The 16,989-nt window shown below is 73.2% G+C and carries 14 protein-coding genes; 5 read left to right on the plus strand and 9 right to left on the minus strand.

What is annotated here, in order from left to right; all coding sequences use genetic code 11:
- Window positions 1-96: 96 nt before the first annotated feature.
- The 8 genes from J2S43_RS28040 to J2S43_RS28075 form a co-directional block, all read right to left on the minus strand.
- Window positions 97-1,887, minus strand: a complete 1,791-nt coding sequence (locus tag J2S43_RS28040; RefSeq protein ID WP_306834241.1) for a DivIVA domain-containing protein — start codon at window positions 1,885-1,887, stop codon at window positions 97-99.
- A gap of 157 nt (window positions 1,888-2,044) precedes the next feature.
- Window positions 2,045-3,223 (minus strand): dual-specificity RNA methyltransferase RlmN, encoded by a 1,179-nt coding sequence (rlmN, locus tag J2S43_RS28045; protein WP_370881661.1) that lies wholly within the window; start codon window positions 3,221-3,223, stop codon window positions 2,045-2,047.
- A gap of 193 nt (window positions 3,224-3,416) precedes the next feature.
- Complete coding sequence (locus J2S43_RS28050) at window positions 3,417-4,799, minus strand: phosphatidate cytidylyltransferase (RefSeq protein ID WP_306834245.1); 1,383 nt, start codon at window positions 4,797-4,799, stop codon at window positions 3,417-3,419.
- Window positions 4,799-5,356: a ribosome recycling factor gene (gene frr / locus J2S43_RS28055; RefSeq protein WP_306834247.1), complete on the minus strand. Its 558-nt coding sequence runs from the start codon at window positions 5,354-5,356 to the stop codon at window positions 4,799-4,801. Before frr ends, J2S43_RS28050 begins: the two co-directional genes overlap by 1 nt.
- 149 nt (window positions 5,357-5,505) lie before the next feature.
- On the minus strand, window positions 5,506-6,273 hold the full coding sequence (gene pyrH, locus J2S43_RS28060; RefSeq protein ID WP_306834249.1) for a UMP kinase: 768 nt from the start codon (window positions 6,271-6,273) through the stop codon (window positions 5,506-5,508).
- Window positions 6,274-6,463: 190 nt separating this feature from the next.
- A complete protein-coding gene (gene tsf / locus J2S43_RS28065) occupies window positions 6,464-7,294 on the minus strand; it encodes a translation elongation factor Ts (protein WP_306834252.1) in 831 nt (276 codons plus the stop codon).
- A gap of 82 nt (window positions 7,295-7,376) precedes the next feature.
- Window positions 7,377-8,318, minus strand: a complete 942-nt coding sequence (gene rpsB, locus J2S43_RS28070) for a 30S ribosomal protein S2 (protein WP_306834253.1) — start codon at window positions 8,316-8,318, stop codon at window positions 7,377-7,379.
- A gap of 277 nt (window positions 8,319-8,595) precedes the next feature.
- Window positions 8,596-9,537 carry a hypothetical protein gene (locus J2S43_RS28075; RefSeq protein ID WP_306834256.1) on the minus strand — a complete coding sequence of 314 codons (942 nt, stop codon included), beginning with the start codon at window positions 9,535-9,537 and terminating at the stop codon, window positions 8,596-8,598.
- A 161-nt stretch (window positions 9,538-9,698) separates the two neighbouring features.
- On the opposite strand from J2S43_RS28075, the gene J2S43_RS28080 reads away from it, so the two are divergent.
- The 5 genes from J2S43_RS28080 to J2S43_RS28100 all read left to right on the plus strand — a co-directional run bounded on the left by J2S43_RS28080 (window position 9,699) and on the right by J2S43_RS28100 (window position 15,131).
- Window positions 9,699-10,058 carry a YraN family protein gene (locus J2S43_RS28080; RefSeq protein WP_306834258.1) on the plus strand — a complete coding sequence of 120 codons (360 nt, stop codon included), beginning with the start codon at window positions 9,699-9,701 and terminating at the stop codon, window positions 10,056-10,058.
- An 8-nt stretch (window positions 10,059-10,066) separates the two neighbouring features.
- Entirely contained in the window at window positions 10,067-11,587 is a 1,521-nt protein-coding gene (locus J2S43_RS28085) for a YifB family Mg chelatase-like AAA ATPase (protein WP_306834260.1), read from the plus strand.
- 70 nt (window positions 11,588-11,657) lie between these two features.
- Window positions 11,658-12,833, plus strand: a complete 1,176-nt coding sequence (gene dprA, locus J2S43_RS28090) for a DNA-processing protein DprA (protein ID WP_306834262.1) — start codon at window positions 11,658-11,660, stop codon at window positions 12,831-12,833.
- 89 nt (window positions 12,834-12,922) lie between these two features.
- Window positions 12,923-13,903, plus strand: coding sequence for a tyrosine recombinase XerC (locus J2S43_RS28095; protein ID WP_370881662.1), 981 nt, complete (start codon window positions 12,923-12,925; stop codon window positions 13,901-13,903).
- Window positions 13,904-13,943: 40 nt separating this feature from the next.
- A complete protein-coding gene (locus tag J2S43_RS28100; RefSeq protein WP_306834264.1) occupies window positions 13,944-15,131 on the plus strand; it encodes an aminotransferase class V-fold PLP-dependent enzyme in 1,188 nt (395 codons plus the stop codon).
- A 273-nt stretch (window positions 15,132-15,404) separates the two neighbouring features.
- On the opposite strand, the gene J2S43_RS28105 is transcribed toward J2S43_RS28100, so the two are convergent.
- A complete protein-coding gene (locus J2S43_RS28105; RefSeq protein ID WP_306826563.1) occupies window positions 15,405-16,721 on the minus strand; it encodes an ISL3 family transposase in 1,317 nt (438 codons plus the stop codon).
- Window positions 16,722-16,989: the final 268 nt, after the last annotated feature.

A 16,989-nucleotide genomic window follows, 5' to 3' on the forward strand; every position in this document is an offset into this window, starting at 1 on the left:
ATCTGCTATCTCGGGCTTCTCTGTTCTCTCGGGCTTCTCAGTTCCGGCTTCTACAGTGGCCGGCTTCTCAGTGGCGGCTTCTCAGTGGCCGGCTTCTCAGTGGCCGAGCAGGATGTCCTTGACCTCCTTGAGCGCGGCGTCCACCTCGGCCTCGAAGTAGCCGCCCGGCACCAGGCCGAACTGCAGCGTGTCCAGATCGTTCTCGTTCACCGGCATCGGGCCGCGGCCGGACATGGCCGTGAGGATGCCCTCGAACAGCCGGTCCACCTGGTCCGGGTCGTAACCGCTGCCGAACCGCCGCGGCTGGAACGTGCGGCGAAGATGGTCCACGCGCTGCAGGTCACCGCCGGGGCCACCACCCATCGGTCCGCCGGGGCCGGGGCCGCCGGGGCCCATCGGCGGCGGACCGCCGAAGCCGCCCGGGCCGTCGCCGTAGCCGTCGTCGTAACCACCGCCGGGCGGAGGGATCGGCGGGCCGCCGAACGCGCCGGGCGGAGGCCCGCCACGGCCGGGAGGCGGGCCACCGGGGCCACCGCCCATCGCGGGCGGACCGGGCTGCGGCTGGTTGCGGGGGCGCCGCTCCAGCTCGGGCAGGCGGATCTCCGCGGTCATGTCCATCTTGCCGTGGCGGCCGGGCTCGAAGCCGGGGAAGCCACCGCTGGGCGCGTCGAAGCCGCCGCGGTCGCGCGGATCGCGGGGATCACGCGGGTCGTCGTACGGGTTCTGCTCGTAGCCGCCGGGTCCCATGCCGCCGGGGCCGGGACCCTGAGGTCCGCCGGGGCCCTGCGGTCCGCGCGGGCCGGGGCCCATGCCACCCGGGCCCATGCCACCCGGGCCGGGGGCCTGAGGTCCACCGGGGCCCTGAGGGCCGCCCGGGCCCTGCGGACCGCCGCGGGGCGGGAGGTCGAAACCCCCGGTCCGCGGGTCGTCGCGCGGCGGGAGGTCGAAGCCGCCGGTCCGCGGGTCCTCGCCGAAGCCGCCGCGGTCGCGGGGGTCGCGCGGGGGCGGACCGCCGAAGCCGCCGGTGCGCGGTTCGTCGAAGCCGCCGCGGTCACGGGGGTCACGGGGGTCGCGCGGGGGCGGACCGCCGAAGCCGCCGGTGCGCGGTTCGTCGAAGCCGCCGAACGAGGGGCCGTCGTCGAAGCGGCCGGCGCCGGCCGGGACACGCCCGGGCGGCGGGCCCATCCGATCCGGGGGACCCATGCGATCGGGCGGGCCCATCCGATCCGGGGGACCCATCCGGTCAGGCGGACCCATGCGATCGGGCGGACCCATCCGGTCAGGCGGACCCATGCGATCGGGCGGACCCATGCGATCGGGCGGACCCATGCGGTCAGGCGGGCCCATGCGGTCAGGCGGGCCGAAACCGGGGCCGTCCGGGCGGCCGGGGCCGTCGAAACCGCCGGTGCGCGGCTCGTCGAAGCCGCCCTGGCCGTCGAAGCCGTTGTCGAAACCGCCCGGACCGTCGAAGCCACCAGGGCCGTCGAAGCCACCGGGGCCGTCGAAACCGCCCGGACCGTCGAAGCCGCCGGGGCCCGGGCCGAAGCCGGCGCCGCTGTGCGCGCCGGGGCCGCCGCTCATCCTGTCCGGCGGGCCCAGTCGGTCGGCACCGGCCGGGACGCGCTCGGGCCCACGGGCGCCGCCGCGCTCGTCGAGCTCGGCGAGCTGCCGCTCCACCCGGTCCAGGTGCAGGTCGACCTGCCACTCGTCGTAGCCGCCGAAGCGCACTCGGAAGACGACGTCGTGCACCTCCTGCGCGGAGACCGGCGGGCCGCTCTGCTCGCCCGCGAGCGTGGCCTCCACCCGGTCGAGGAAGGTGTCGACCTCCTCCACCTTGTAACCGCGGCGAAGCGCGCGCCTGCGGAAACGCTGCCCCTGACTCGTCACTGTGTCTCCTGGTCCTGGTTCGCTCGCTCGGCGCCGGCGGGCGCCTTCGCACGCGCGGCCGTCAGTGAACCTCGTTCATCGCGGCCCCGAGCCCGGCGGCCGTGAAGAGCGTCCATCCGTGCGACGCCAAGACGTACATACCCGTAGGAGGGAGGGTTCATCGTGCCTCCGCGCCGTCGACCGTGCTCGCCGCGAGTTGGCCGCAGGCGCCGTCGATCTCCTGACCCCGCGTGTCGCGAACCGTGGTGGAGATGCCGGCCGCGCGGAGGCGGCGGACGAACTCACGCTCGACCGGCTTGGGACTCGCGTCCCACCGGCTGCCCGGCGTGGGGTTGAGCGGGATGAGGTTGACGTGCGCCAGCTTCCCGGCCAGCAGCCGCCCGAGCAGGTCGGCACGCCACGGCTGATCGTTCACGTCCCGAATCATCGCGTATTCGATCGACACGCGCCGCCCCGTGCGCGCCGCGTAACTCCACGCGGCATCCAACACCTCGGCCACCTTCCACCGCTGGTTGACCGGAACGAGTTCATCGCGCAGATCATCATCGGGCGCGTGCAGGGACAGCGCAAGGGTCACGGACAGGTCCTCATCGGCCAGTTTGCGCATGGCCGGAACCAGACCCACGGTCGAAACCGTGATATGCCGCTGGGAAAGCCCCAAACCGTCCGGCGCGGGACTGGTCAGGCGCCGGACGGCGGCGATCACCCGCGGATAGTTGGCCAGCGGCTCGCCCATGCCCATGAACACCACGCGGGACAGCCGCGGCGGGGAGCCGGCCACCGCGCCGCTCGCCGCGACGCCGGCCAGGTAGACGACCTGGTCCACGATCTCGGCGGTGGAGAGGTTGCGGGTCAGCCCGGCCTGGCCGGTCGCGCAGAACGGGCAGGCCATGCCGCAGCCGGCCTGGCTGGACACGCAGGCGGTGACCCGGTCCGGATAGCCCATCAGCACGCTCTCCACGAGCGCGTTGTCGTGCAGCCGCCAGAGTGCCTTGCGGGTGGCGCCGTCGTCGCAGGCCAGCTCGCGCACCGGGGTGAGCAGGTGCGGCAGCAGCTCGGCGCCGATCTTCTCCCGGGCCGCCGCCGGGAGGTCGGTCATCTCGGCGACGTCGCGGACCAGGCGCCCGAAGTAGTGGGTGGAGAGCTGCTTGGCCCGGAACTCGGGCAGGCCCAGCTCCTTGACCGCCGCGCGGCGGGCCTCGGGGTCGAGGTCGGCCAGGTGGCGCGGCGGCATCGCCGGACGACGGCGACGGGGGCCGGCCTGCGCGGGCACGGCGTCGTCGGGTGTCTCCGGGGTGCTGGGAACGACGGGGATGAGAGGAAGGGTCGGGCCCATCACGGTGTCTGCAGCTGCCTCACTACGTCGGGTCATTACGTCGCGGCGGGAATCTCACCGGGGTGGGAACATGGCCGCGACCTGTCCAGTCTCCCACGGTACGGCCGCTCGTAATGCCGCACAGGGTGCCAAAGCTGCGTCTTCGCTCACCTCGCCCCCTCACCGCGAGGGCCGGCCGGCCCTCGCGGCGCGCTCAGGAACCGGGTGCGAGCACGGAGAGCAGCAGGAACGCCGTCGGCAACGCGAACAGGATCGAGTCCAGACGGTCCATCAGGCCGCCGTGGCCCGGGAGCAGATTGCTCATGTCCTTGATGCCGAGATCCCTCTTGATCATCGACTCTGCCAGATCACCGAGCACCGCGGAGATCGTTACGCCGATTCCGAACAGCGCGCCCCACCAGGGTGCCACGCCGAGCAGCAGATAGACCAGCAGCGCACTGCCCAGTGCGGACGCGAGCGCGGAACCGCCGAAGCCCTCCCAGGACTTCTTCGGGCTGATCGACGGCGCCATCGGGTGCTTGCCGAGGAAGACACCGGCCACATATCCGCCGGTGTCGGTGAGAACCACCGCGACGACCGTGACGACCACCCGGGACACGCCGTCCTCCGGGTAGGCGAGCAGCGCCGCGAAGCCGCCGAGGAACGGCACGTAGACCGCGATCAGCGTGGCCGCGGCCGCGTCCCGGAGGAATCCGGACCGGCCGTCGCCGAGCCGCCACAGCATGCTGGCCAGCACGGTCACCAGCAGGCCGAGCGCGAGCGCGTCCGGGCCGGCGAACCAGGCCAGGCCGGCCATCATCACGCCGCCGGCGGTGAGCGGGATGAGCGGTGGCCGGGCGCCACCGACCGCGAGGGCGCGGGTCATCTCCCAGACGCCGACCACGATGAGGGCCGCTATCAGCAGCAGGAAGCCCTCGCGCCACAGGAACAGCGAGCCGGCCAGCACCGCGCCGAGGCCGAGGCTGACGCCGATCGCGGCCGGCAGGTTGCGGCCGGCCGACGGCAGGCTGCGGCCCTTCGCGGGCTCGTCGTCGCCGGACTCGTAGGCGGCCTGGCGCAGCGCGTTACCGGCCGCGGGCGCGCCGGTCCAGGTCGCGCGGCGGCGGCCCTTGACCCGGCGGCGGGGCGGCTCCGGCAGGTCCTCGCCGGCCGGGGCCGGCGACGTGCGGTACGGGTCCGCCTCCCCCGGCCCGGTGGACCATGGGCCCCGCGGACGGCCGTCGCCCACGCGGGGCGCGTCCCGGCCGGGGTGCACCGGCACGTCGGCGCCCGCGCGCGCGTCCGGACCCGGGCGCGCCGGTGCTCCCGTGTGCGCGGGCGGTCCCGGGCGTGCGGGAGTCCCCGGGCGGCCCGGGACCACGGCCGGTGGCGGGCCGGACGGGCGGTCCAGCACGAACTCCGCGGTGGCTCCCGTCTCCGTGCCGGGGGGCGCATAGACGGGCGCGATCGGGTCCCGGCCGCCCGGCCGGTCACGATCCGGGTGTTGATCCGGCCGGAACGGACCGGGCGCGGCACCACCGTGCCGCGCCCGCTGCCGTGCGTCGCGCGCGTCGTCGTACGGGTCGAGGTGCGGCATCAGACCTCGAGCAGCTCGGTTTCCTTGTGCTTGACCAGCTCGTCGACCTGGGCCACGTAGCGGTGGGTGAGGTCGTCCAGCTCCTTCTCGGCGCGGCGACCGTCATCCTCGCCGGCCTCGCCGTCCTTGACGATCCGGTCCAGCTCCTCCTTGGCGCGGCGGCGCACGTTGCGCACCGCCACCCGGCCGTCCTCGGCCTTGCCGCGGGCGACCTTGACCATCTCGCGACGGCGCTCCTCGGTCATCTGCGGCAGCAGAATGCGCAACATCGAGCCCTCGTTCGACGGGTTGACCCCGAGGTCCGAGTCGCGGATGGCCCGCTCCATGGCGCCGAGCTGCGAGGCGTCGTACGGCTTGATGATCGCCATCCGCGGCTCCGGGATGGCGACGGACGCCATCTGCGGGAGCGGGGTGGGCGTGCCGTAGTAGTCGATGATGATCCGGGAGAACATCGCGGGCGTGGCACGACCGGTACGGATGGCGGCCAGCTCGTCCTTGGCGTGCTCGACAGCACGCTCCATCTTTTCCTCGGCCTCGAGGAGCGTATCGTCGATCACCGCTCCGTCGCCTCCTCACTCCTGCTCGGCGGGTGCTGCGTCCAATACCCGGGGGGTCATCCACTGGTCGGGCGGGGACTGTCGCCGCACGTAGCGCGGCGCCTGCCGTACCCCATCATGCTCTTGAATTTGATCTTGCTTTACCCGCCCTAGGCGGTGATCAGAGTGCCGATCTTCTCGCCGCCCACGGCCTTGATGATCGTGTCAGGCCCTTCGGCGCCGAAGACCAGCATCGGCATCCCGTTGTCCATGCAGAGGCTGAACGCGGTCGCGTCGGCCACCCGCAGCCCCTGCTGCAAAGCCTCGGCGAACGTGACGAAGTCGAGCTTGGTGGCGGTCGGGTCGGTCCGCGGGTCCGCGGTGTAGACGCCGTCGACGCCGTTCTTGCTCATCAGGACCACGTCGGCGTTGATCTCCAGCGCGCGCTGGGCGGCCACCGTGTCCGTCGAGAAGTACGGCATGCCGGCACCGGCGCCGAAGATGACGACGCGGCCCTTCTGAAGGTGACGAATCGCACGCAGCGGAATGTACGGCTCGGCGACCTGGGCCATCGTGATCGCGCTCTGCACGCGCGTCTCGACGCCCTCCTTCTCCAGGAAGTCCTGCAGCGCGAGCGAGTTCATCACGGTGCCGAGCATGCCCATGTAGTCGGCCCGGTTGCGGTCCATGCCGCGCTTCTGCAGGTCGGCGCCGCGGAAGAAGTTGCCGCCGCCGACGACCACGGAGACCTGGACGCCGCGCCGGACCACCGTGGCGATCTGGCGCGCGATGGCCGACACCACGTCCGGGTCGACGCCGATGCTGCCGCCGCCGAAGACCTCGCCGGAGAGCTTCAGCACGACCCGCCGGGGCTTGCCGCCCGTCGGTGAGCCCGCCGCGTCCTCCACCGGAACGACCTGCTCGGTCACCACCGTCATGCGACCCGCCTTCCCTCAACCTGTTGTCTCTGACTTACCCGCCGGCGCTGCCACACCGGCACACCACCGTTGCGGTGTGCACCATATGCGACGAGGAGACCGCGGTGCCTGTCGCAGTACACCAACGGCCTCCTCGTGTCACGGCCCTCGGTGCCGGCCCGCCCGGCCGGCACCGCAACGCAAGCCCGGATCAGGCCTGGCCGACCTCGAGCCGGACGAACCGGGTGATCTCGATGCCCGCCTCGGCGAGAACCTGCTTGACGGTCTTCTTGTTGTCGGCGACCGAGGCCTGCTCGATCAGCACGGTGTCCTTGAAGAAGCCGTTGACCCGGCCCTCGACGATCTTCGGCAGCGCGGCCTCGGGCTTGCCCTCCTCGCGAGCGGTCTGCTCGGCGATGCGGCGCTCCGACTCGACGACGTCCGCGGGGACCTCGTCGCGAGTGACGTACTTCGGGCGCATGGCGGCGATCTGCATCGCCACGGCGCGCGCGTCCGCGTCGGCGGCCTCGTCGGACTTGCCGGTGTACTCCACGAGCACGCCGACGGCCGGCGGCAGGTCCTGCGCCTTGCGGTGCAGGTAGACCGCGGTGACGCCGTCGAGCAGCGCGAACCGGTTCACGACGAGCTTCTCGCCGATCTTGGCGGAGAGCTCCTGGACCGCGGCGTCGACGGTGCGGCCGTCGGCCAGCGTGGAGGCCTTCAGGGCCTCCACGTCGGTGGCGCCGGCGCTCGCGCCGTGCTCGACCAGCTCCTGCGCGAACGCGACGAAGTCGGCGTTCTTCGCGACGAAGTCGGTCTCACAGTTGATCTCGAGCAGCGCCTTGCCGGAGTGGGCGACGAGCCCGTTGGCGGCGGTACGCCCGGCACGCTTGCCGACGTCCTTCGCGCCCTTGATGCGGAGCAGCTCGACGGCCTTGTCGAAGTCGCCCTCGGCCTCGGTCAGGGCCTTCTTGCTGTCCATCATGCCGGCGCCCGTGAGGTCGCGCAGCTTCTTGACGTCCGCGGCGGTGAAGTTGGACATGACTCTCTCTTCGATGTCTGTGTCGGCTGGCGGCAGGTGCGGTGCGGGCCTCGCGGCCCGCACCGCGTCGTCTTGCTGAGCTCTACTCGGCGGCAGCGGTGGCCGGCTCGGCGGCCGGGGTCTCGGCGGCCGGGGTCTCGGCGGCCGGGATCTCCGCAGCCGGGGTCTCCGCGGCGGCCGGGGCCTCGGCGGCGACGGCCGGAGCGGCGGGGGCCGCGGCGTCGGCGGCCTTCTTCTCGCCGGACTCCAGGAGCTCGCGCTCCCACTCGGCCAGCGGCTCGTCCGAGCCCACGGCGGTGCCCTGCGGCTTGTCGCCGCCACGGCCGGCGCGGCCCGAACGGGCGATCAGACCGTCGGCGACCGCCGTGGCGACCACGCGGGTCAGCAGCTCGGCGGAGCGGATGGCGTCGTCGTTGCCCGGGATCGGGAAGTCGACCTCGTCGGGGTCACAGTTGGTGTCCAGCACCGCGATGACCGGGATGCCCAGCTTGCGAGCCTCGTCGACCGCGATGTGCTCCTTCTTGGTGTCGACGACCCAGATGGCCGACGGCACCCTCTGCATGTCCCGGAGACCACCGAGCGTCTTGGTGAGCTTGGTCTTCTCCCGGTAGAGCTGCAGGGTCTCCTTCTTGGTGTAACCCGCGGCGGTGCCGGTCAGGTCACCCAGAGCCTCGAGCTCCTTCATGCGCTGGAGCCGCTTGTAGACCGTCTGGAAGTTGGTCAGCATGCCGCCCAGCCAGCGGTGGTTCACGTACGGCTGGCCGACCCGGGTCGCCTGCTCGGCGATGGCCTCCTGCGCCTGCTTCTTGGTGCCGACGAAGAGGATGCTGCCGCCCTCGGCGACGGTGTTCTTGATGTACTCGTACGCCTTCTCGATGTAGTCGAGCGTCTGGCGGAGGTCAATGATGTAGATGCCGTTGCGCTCGGTGAAGATGAAGCGCTTCATCTTCGGGTTCCAGCGACGGGTCTGGTGCCCGAAGTGCACGCCGCTCTCCAGCAGCTGACGCATGCTGACTACAGCCATGGTGAAATGCTCCCTGCGTTGTCCCTGGTTGTGCCGCCGATGCCAGTCGGCTCGGCGCCTGGCGCCCGGTCGCCGGCCAGGGTGGGCCCGTCGCTTCTGCTTGCGCCGAGAACGGGACCAGGGAGGCCGGCGCCCCACGACGGGGAGTCGATGATCACTATCCGTGATCGCCGGCCGCCGTGAAGAAGGCGCGCGAGGTCGACCGCCGGTGGCGGTCGCCAGGGACAAGCATACGCCGCTCCCGGGGTGCCGCCCCGGGAGGGCTCCGTTCCCGGTCCTACCTGGCCGCGATCGCGGCCGCGAGGAGCAGGACGACGCCGAGCGGGAGGTACGCCAGCGGCGGGCGCCACCACGTCCGGTGATCGGCCGCGCGGCCGGTGGTCAGCAGCGCGTAGAGGCCGGCGCCGGTGAGCGGCAGGCTGAGCGCCAGCGCGAGGCCGCTGACCAGGTTGCCGGCCGCCGCGGTGCCGCCGGTGAACCCGTCCAGCAGCAGTCGCAGCGCCGGAATCTCCAGGAGCAGGGCGACCAGGCCGATGGGTACGGCGAGGATGGGCCGCCGGGTGGTGTAGACGCGCTCGGCCGGGCCGAAGGCCTGGGGTGCGTCGCCGGCCGCGGGACTGTAGGGCTGCTCGCCGGGGACCGGGCCGTAGGAGGGCTCGGCGTAGGAGGGCTCGGCGTAGGGCGGCTCGCCGGCGGGCGGGATGAAGGCCGGGGCCGTGGGCGAGTTCGTGGCACCGGGGATCGGCGTCGCGGCGTCCGCGGTCGGGCTCGCCGCGGCCGGGCTCGCGGGCGGGCGGCGCAGGGCGGCGCGGTCCAGGGCCTCGGTGCGGAATCGGGGGACGTCGCCGGTCAGCGGGTACGCCGCGGTGCGGCTCGCGTCCGGCCCGGGTTCGGCGGCCGGGGCGGGATCGGGCGCCGGCGCCGGCGCCGGCGTGACGACCGGCAGCGCCTCAAAGCCGCGTCCGGTGACCGCGTCGTACTCGTAGCCGCGCTCCTGGCCGTGCCGGGAGCGGGGCTCGGGCTGGGCCGGCGCGTCCGGCGTCCGGGTGCGCGGCACGTTCCAGTGGTCGCTGTAACCGGTCGGATCGGTCAGCGGGTCGGAGGCGCGGCGGGGCCGGGCGGCCGCGCGAGGGTCCTCCGCGGGCTCGTCGGCGGCGGGGGTGCGCCAGTCGCCGAGCCACTGCGGTTCTGGTTCATCTGCAAACCGACGTCCATCCACGGTCGGCACCGTATGTCACCGAAACTTCCGGGCGCTACTCCCCAGGCCGATCGCCTACCACAACAACCCCAAGGTCATCCGCGTTTCCACAGGCAGTTCTCCGCCCCACATCCCGATCTTGAGCCGTTGCCCCCGCCGCCGCACCTCACCACGGTGGACCCATGACAACCACAACCCGCGCGGTCGGCGCCTACGGGGAACGAGTGGCGCTGCGGCACCTGGTCGAGGCGGGGATGACCCCGGTCGCCCGCAACTGGCAGTGCCCCGACGGTGAGATCGACATCATCCTCTCCGACGGTGACGAGGTCGTCTTCTGCGAGGTCAAGACGCGCCGCTCCACGACGTTCGGCGCGCCCGCCGAGGCGGTCGGCCGGCGCAAGCAGCAGCGATTGCGGCGCCTCGCCTCCCACTGGCTCGCCGGCGCACCCGGCCACGGCGCCCAGGTGCGCTTCGACGTGGTCGCGGTGACCGCACAGCGCCGCGGCGCGGCCTCGGTCGAGCACGTCCGCAGCGCGTTCTGAGGGCCGCGATGAGCTACGCCAAGGTGTGCTGCGTCGGGCTGGTCGGCGTGGCGGGCCACCTCGTCGAGGTCGAGGTCGACATCGCACCCGGCCTGCCCGGTGTCACGCTCACCGGCCTGCCCGACACCGCGCTCAACGAGGCCCGCGACCGGGTCCGCGCCGCCATCGTCAACTCCGGCGAGGAGTGGCCGAACCGGCGGCTCACCATCAATCTCCTCCCCGCCACGCTGCCCAAGCGCGGCTCCGCCTTCGACCTGGCCATCGCGGCCGGCATCCTCGCCTGCGCGGGCGGGCTGCCGCCGGTCGGCCTGGACGGCGTCGCGATCCTCGGCGAGCTCGGTCTCGACGGCACCGTCCGCCCGATCCGCGGCATCCTGCCGATGGTCACCGCCGCCGCGCATGCCGGCCTCACCCGAGCCGTCGTCCCGCTGCACAACGCGGACGAGGCCACCGTCGTCCCCGGCATGGACGTGCGCGCGGTCGACACACTGCAGCGGCTGATCGGCTTCGTCCGCGGCACGGACACGCTGCTCCCGCCGCCCGGCTCGCCCGCTCCCCCGCCGCCGCCCGGGCCGGATCTGGCCGACGTGGCCGGGCAGGCCGTCGGCCGCCGGGCCATCGAGGTCGCCGCCGCCGGCGGGCACCACCTCGCGCTCATCGGGCCGCCCGGCGCCGGCAAGACCATGCTCGCCGAGCGCCTGCCGTCCGTGCTCCCGGAGCTGGACGACGAGGCCGCGCTGGAGGTCACCGCGGTGCACTCGATCGCCGGCACGCTCCCGCCCGGCGGCCGGCTCATCCGCCGCCCGCCGTTCCAGGCCCCGCACCACACCGCCAGCATGGCCTCGCTGGTCGGCGGCGGCTCCGGCCTGGCCCGGCCCGGCGCGCTCTCGCTGGCCCATCGCGGTGTGCTCTTCCTCGACGAGGCGCCGGAATTCGCCGCGCGCGTGCTCGACGCGCTGCGCCAGCCGCTGGAGTCCGGCCGGGTCACGCTCAACCGCATCGGCGGCACCACCGACTACCCCACCCGCGTCCAGCTGGTCATCGCGGCCAATCCGTGCCCCTGCGCGAAGCCGGCCGGCGACGCCGCCTGCGAGTGCACACCCGGGGCCCGCCGCCGCTACCTCGGCCGGCTCTCCGGCCCGCTGCTGGACCGCCTCGACCTGCGCGTCCGGCTGCATCCGATGCGCGCGGCCGACCTGATCGGCACGGACACGCCGCGCGAGAGCTCCGCCACGGTCGCCGTCCGGGTCGCCCGGGCCCGCGCCGCGGCCGGAGCACGCTGGTCCGCGCAGGGCTGGCGCACCAACGCGGAGGTGCCCGGCGCGGCGCTGCGCAGCCCGCCCTGGCAGCTGCCCCGCCAGGACGTCGACCGCCTCCAGCAGGCCCTCGACCAGGGCTCGCTCACCGCTCGCGGCTTCGACCGCACCCTTCGCCTGGCCTGGACCATCGCCGACCTGGACGGTCTCGACCGGCCCGGCTCCGGCGAGGTCGCGGAGGCCAGCCGGCTGCGCGCCGGGGAGCACGGATGAACGCGCTGACACACCCCGCACCGGCTCGATGCCGGCCCGCACACGACCGCGACGTGCCCGGGAGCCGGGCATGAGCGCGCGGGCGGACCGGCTGGCCCGGGTCGCGCTGAACTGGCTGCTCGAGCCGGGTCACCTGATCGGCTGGGAGATGGTCACGGCATACGGCGCGCCCGAGGCGCTCTGGCGCATCCTGCACGACCCGTCCTGCCACTCCGGCACGCGGAACACGGCCGCCGCACGGATGCGTGCCGGCGACCCGCTGCAGAAAGCGGAGGCGCTCCTCGATCGCGCCGAGCGGGTGGGGGCGCGGCTCATCGTTCCCGGTGACGCGGAATGGCCGGGCCAGGTGGACGATCTGCGCACCATCGACCTGCCCCGCGGGCGCAACCACGTCGATCGCGACACCCGCCCGCCGCTGTGCCTGTGGGCGCGCGGGTCACTGCCGCTCGCCGCGGTGCTGGCACGTTCGGTCGCGGTCGTCGGCGCCCGCGCCGCCACGGAGTACGGGAACCGGATGGCCACGGAGATCGGCTTCGACCTGGCCAGCCGCGGCTGGACCGTCGTCTCCGGCGGCGCGTTCGGCATCGACGGCGCGGCGCACCGCGCCGCGCTACGGGCCGGCGGCGTCACGGTCGCGGTCCTGGCGTGCGGCGTGGACCGGCCCTACCCGGCCGGCAACACCGCGCTCTTCGAGAAGATCACCGAGACCGGCCTGCTGGTCAGTGAGTGGGCGCCGGGCGAGGACCCGCTTCGGCACCGCTTTCTGGTCCGCAACCGGCTCATCGCGGCCGCCACCCGCGGCACGGTCGTGGTCGAGGCCGCCGCCCGCAGCGGCGCGATCCAGACGCTCGGCCGCGCGCACGGCCTGCCCGGCCGCGTCGCCATGGCGGTGCCCGGCCCGGTCGGCTCCGCCATGTCGGTCGGCTGCCACGACGCGCTCCGCCACCAGCCCGGCACCCGCCTGGTCACCGGCGCCGCCGACATCGTCGAAGAGGTCGGCACCATCGGCGCCGACCTGGCACCGCGCCTGCGCGGCACCACCCGCGACCGCGACCACCTCGACGACGAGTCCGCCCGTCTCCTGGAGGCCTTCCAGGCCGGGCGCGAGGCCACACCCGACCAGCTCTCGGCCCGCACCGGCATCGACGCCCGCAGCACCCTGCGCCGCCTGGCCCTGCTCACCGAACTCGGCTTCGTCACCGACCACGACGGCGTCTACACCCTCGCCCGCCGCGGATCGCCATGACCACCGGCCCGGCCCTCTGTGACCAAGCCGGTCCCGGGTCGTGCGCGTGCCGGGTTGACGGTGCGGGGTGCGCGACGGACCGTCGACGGATGGGGAGCAGCGAACCGGCGCGCACGCGCGCCACACAGGACGTGTATGAAGGCCTGCCGCCCGGGATGCGCACGATCGTCGACGAGTTCGCCCACCACCTGGCCACCGTCGAGGACCGGTCCGCGCACACCGTGCGGGCCTACGTGGGCGACGTGGTCTCGCTGCTCGGTCACGCGGCCGGCTCCGGGTGCTCCCGGCTCGGCGACATGGACATCGCCGAGCTGCGCGGCTGGCTGGCCGAGCAGCGTGCGCACGGCGCCGCGCGGACCTCGATGGCTCGCCGGGCGGCCTCGGCCCGGGCGCTCACGGCCTGGGCACACCGCGCCGGCCACCTCGAGCACGACGTGGGCGCGCAGCTGGCCAGCCCGCGGGCGCACCGCACACTGCCGGGAGTGCTCCGGGCGGATCAGGCGGGCGCCCTGGTCACCTCCCCGGCCCGGACCGGGCCGGCCGAGGCCGGTGGCGAGCCGCCCGCCCCCGTGGAGCTCCGCGACCGGCTCGTCCTGGAGATGCTCTACGCGACCGGCACCAGGGTGAGCGAGCTGTGCGGTCTCGATCTCTCCGACCTGGACCGCGCACGCCGGCTGGTCCGGGTCCTCGGCAAGGGCAACCGGGAGCGCTCCGTCCCGTTCGGTGTCCCGGCCGAGCAGGCGCTCGACGCCTACCTGCGGCTCGCGCGCCCCGCTCTGGCCACCGGCGACAGCGGCCAGGCCCTGCTGCTCGGCGCGCGCGGCGGGCGGCTGCAGCCGACGATCGCGCGCCGAATCGTGGCGGACTACGCACGGGCCGCGCAGCTGCCGCACACGACGCCGCACGGGCTACGCCACTCCGCCGCCACGCACCTGCTGGAGGGCGGCGCGGACCTCCGCTCGGTGCAGGAGCTGCTCGGGCACGCGTCGCTGGCGACCACGCAGATCTACACGCACGTGTCGGTCGAGCGGCTGCGCGCCGCGTACCGTCAGGCTCACCCCCGTGCCTGAAAGGCAGCGTCCGCGCCGATCCGCCCTCTACGATCGACGGGTGGGCACTGGTGACGTACGGCCGCCGGACACGATCGCCGGTGCACGACTGCTCTTCTCGCTGGATCCGGCCGTCTCCTACCTCAACCACGGCACGGTCGGCGCGACCCCGATCGCGGTGCAGCGAGCCCAGCAGCGCCTGCGCGACGAGGTCGAGCTCGATCCGATGCGGTTCTACACGCGTGGCCTGCGCGACCGGCTGGGTCACACCCGGCGGCACCTGGCGACGCAGTTCGGCGCGGACCCGGACGGCACCGCGCTGATCCCGAACACGACCGCCGGCGTCGCGATCGTGCTGCAGTCGATGGGTCTGCGGGCCGGCGACGAGATCCTGCTGACCGATCACGGTTACGGCTCGGTCGCGATCGCGGTCGCGCGGGAATGCCGCCGGACCGGTGCCGTGGCCCGCACGGTGGCGGTGCCACTGACCGCGGGCGACGGCGAGGTGGTGTCGCTGCTGCGGTCCGCGTTCACCGACCGCACCCGCTTGCTGATCGTGGACCAGATCGCGTCCTCCACGGTGAAGCTGTTCCCGCTCGTGCCCATCGTGGAGGCCGCACACCGCGCGAACGTGGCGGTCCTGGTCGACGGCGCGCACGCCCCCGGGATGCTGCCGCTGGCGGTCGACGAGATCGGCGCCGACTTCTGGGTCGGCAACCTGCACAAGTGGGCGTTCGCCCCGCGCTCGGTGGCGATGCTGACGGTGGCGCCGCGCTGGCGGGAGCGTATCGAGCCGCTCGCCGCCTCCTGGGACCACGACGACGGCTTCCCCACGAACGTCGAATCCCAGGGCACGGTCGACTACACCCCGTGGTTGTCCGCCCCGGCCGGCCTCTTCGTCCTGCGCACACTCGGCCACGACCGGGTGCGCGCCCACAACGCCACACTGGTCGCCTACGGCCAGCGGGTGATCGGCGCGGCGCTCGGCCTGCGCCCCGCCGACCTGCCCGATCCCGGCGGCGCCGGCATCGCGATGCGCGTCCTGCCGCTCCCGCGCGGCATCGCCACAACCGACGCGGACGCCGTCGCCCTCCGACACCGGATCGCGGACAAGCTCGGCGCCGCGGTCGGCATCAACGCCTGGAACTCCCGCGGCTGGCTACGCGTCTCCGCTCAGGTCTACAACCAGCCGGACGAGTACGACCGCCTCGCCGCCCGCCTGCCGGCACTACTCACGGCCAATTCTTGAAGCTCTCCCGCTTCCGGCGGGTCGGCTTTCGCATGCTCCCGACTCCGTTGCCCATTCGGCATCGGAAGCCGCGAGCCCTGCCCGGAGACCGAAAGCATCAGCCCGAAATTTCGCATTATTTCCGCCATAGCTCGGACAGCGTCGAGCGGAAGCCGGCGTGGTGGTCGTGCTGTCGCGACCACTCATGCCTAAAGGATCATTGACCGACACGAAAGAGAGGTCGAATATCGAAGTCGACCTCTCTTTCGTGTCGGTCAATGAGGCTCTTCGAGGTTAAGCGGGGTTGAGGTGGCCGCGGGATTTTCGGGTGGTGGCGGCGCGGGTGCGTAGGCGTTGGTTTTCGGGGTTGCGGAAGCCGTAGGCGTTGCGGGCGACGGTTTTGATGACGCGGTTGGTGCCCTCGGAGCCGGCGTTGGTGATGCCGGTGTGGAGGAACGCGAGGATCTGCGGCCACCAGGTCTCGATCGTGCGGGCGAGGCGGGTGAGTTCGGGCTGGCCGGAGTCGGCGCAGCGGGTGTAGAAGCGGTGCAGGTGCCGGGTGATGGTTTCGCGGTTCGGGTGGGTGCGGGCCAGGGCGAGGAGGTCGAGGAGGTCTTCCTTGGCGTTCCATGCGGCCAGGATCGGTGTGCTGATCTTGGCTGGCAGGGTGGTGAGGTCGTCGCAGAGTTTGTCGACGCGTTCGGCGCGGAGCCGGCGTGCGGAGCGGGTCAGGCGGTTGCGTAGGTCCCATTCGAGGTCTCCGGCCCGGCCCCGGCGGCCGCGGTGCTGGACGGTGATCCGGCGGCGGACGTCGTTGAGGGCCTGGTGGGCGAGTTGCACGACGTGGAAGTGATCGACGACCAGGATCGCGTGTGGTAGCGCGGTGGTGATCGCGGATTTGAAGATCGTGCACATGTCGATCGCCACGTATCGGACCTGGTCACGCCAATCCTGGCTGCGGGCGGTAAGCCAGTCGATCACGGTCTGGGCGGTCCGGCCCTCGACCTGGCCGAGGAGCCCTTGGCCGCCGGTCAGGTCACACATGCCGACGTGCCACCGGTCCACGCTCGTCTGCCACGCCTGGGTGACCGGGTCGAACTCCCATTTCGGCCGGCCCCGGCGGGTCTCGTCGATCCCCAGCACCTCGACCGGATCGGGCTCGGCGGGCAGCACCGCTGCGGCGTGAGCGGTGAACGCCGCCGCGACGACCGGCCACGACAGTCCGTGATCACGGGCCGATTGCACGACCGTCCGCCCGCCGTCAGCGACTGCGGCCCCGGCCGCGGCGCGGAGCCTGCCGGTCAGTCTCGCCCGGGCCGGGACCTGCCCGACCTGCTCGGTGAACGACACACGCGGACAACTATCGGTCGGGCAGTGCCAGCGGCGTTTACGCCACCGCAACCGCACCGTCCGGCCGGCGACCGGCAGATCCCGCGGCCGGGTCGTGACCCACGCCTTCACCCGCACCGCCTCCTGACCGCAGTCCGGGCAGCAACGCGCCTGCTCACACCCAGTGGACAAGACCACCACCGGCACACCAGCGGCATCCAGCTCGACCCGATCGACGACCAGGCCGTCAAGGCCCAGCAGCCGGGTCGTATCGTTGACCATGCTCGCAGCTCTTCACTTGTGACTATCCGATCTAGACACTCAGATGATCACCGACGAGCTGCGAGCCCGCTACGTCCGGGTCGCCGTCAACACCGCACCCCGCTCAACTTCGAAGAGCCGTCAATGATCCTTTGCGGCGAGCCGCCGCCGAATGGGCAACGGAGTCGCTCCCGCGGGCAACGGTCGTCGCCGGCGCTCCTCCCTAATGCACGATCCGTGGCCGCAAGACCCCGTCGCCTACCGGCCGCAGCCACGGCACGGCCGAACC

It is taken from the genome of Catenuloplanes nepalensis (assembly GCF_030811575.1).
GTDB lineage: Bacteria > Actinomycetota > Actinomycetes > Mycobacteriales > Micromonosporaceae > Catenuloplanes > Catenuloplanes nepalensis.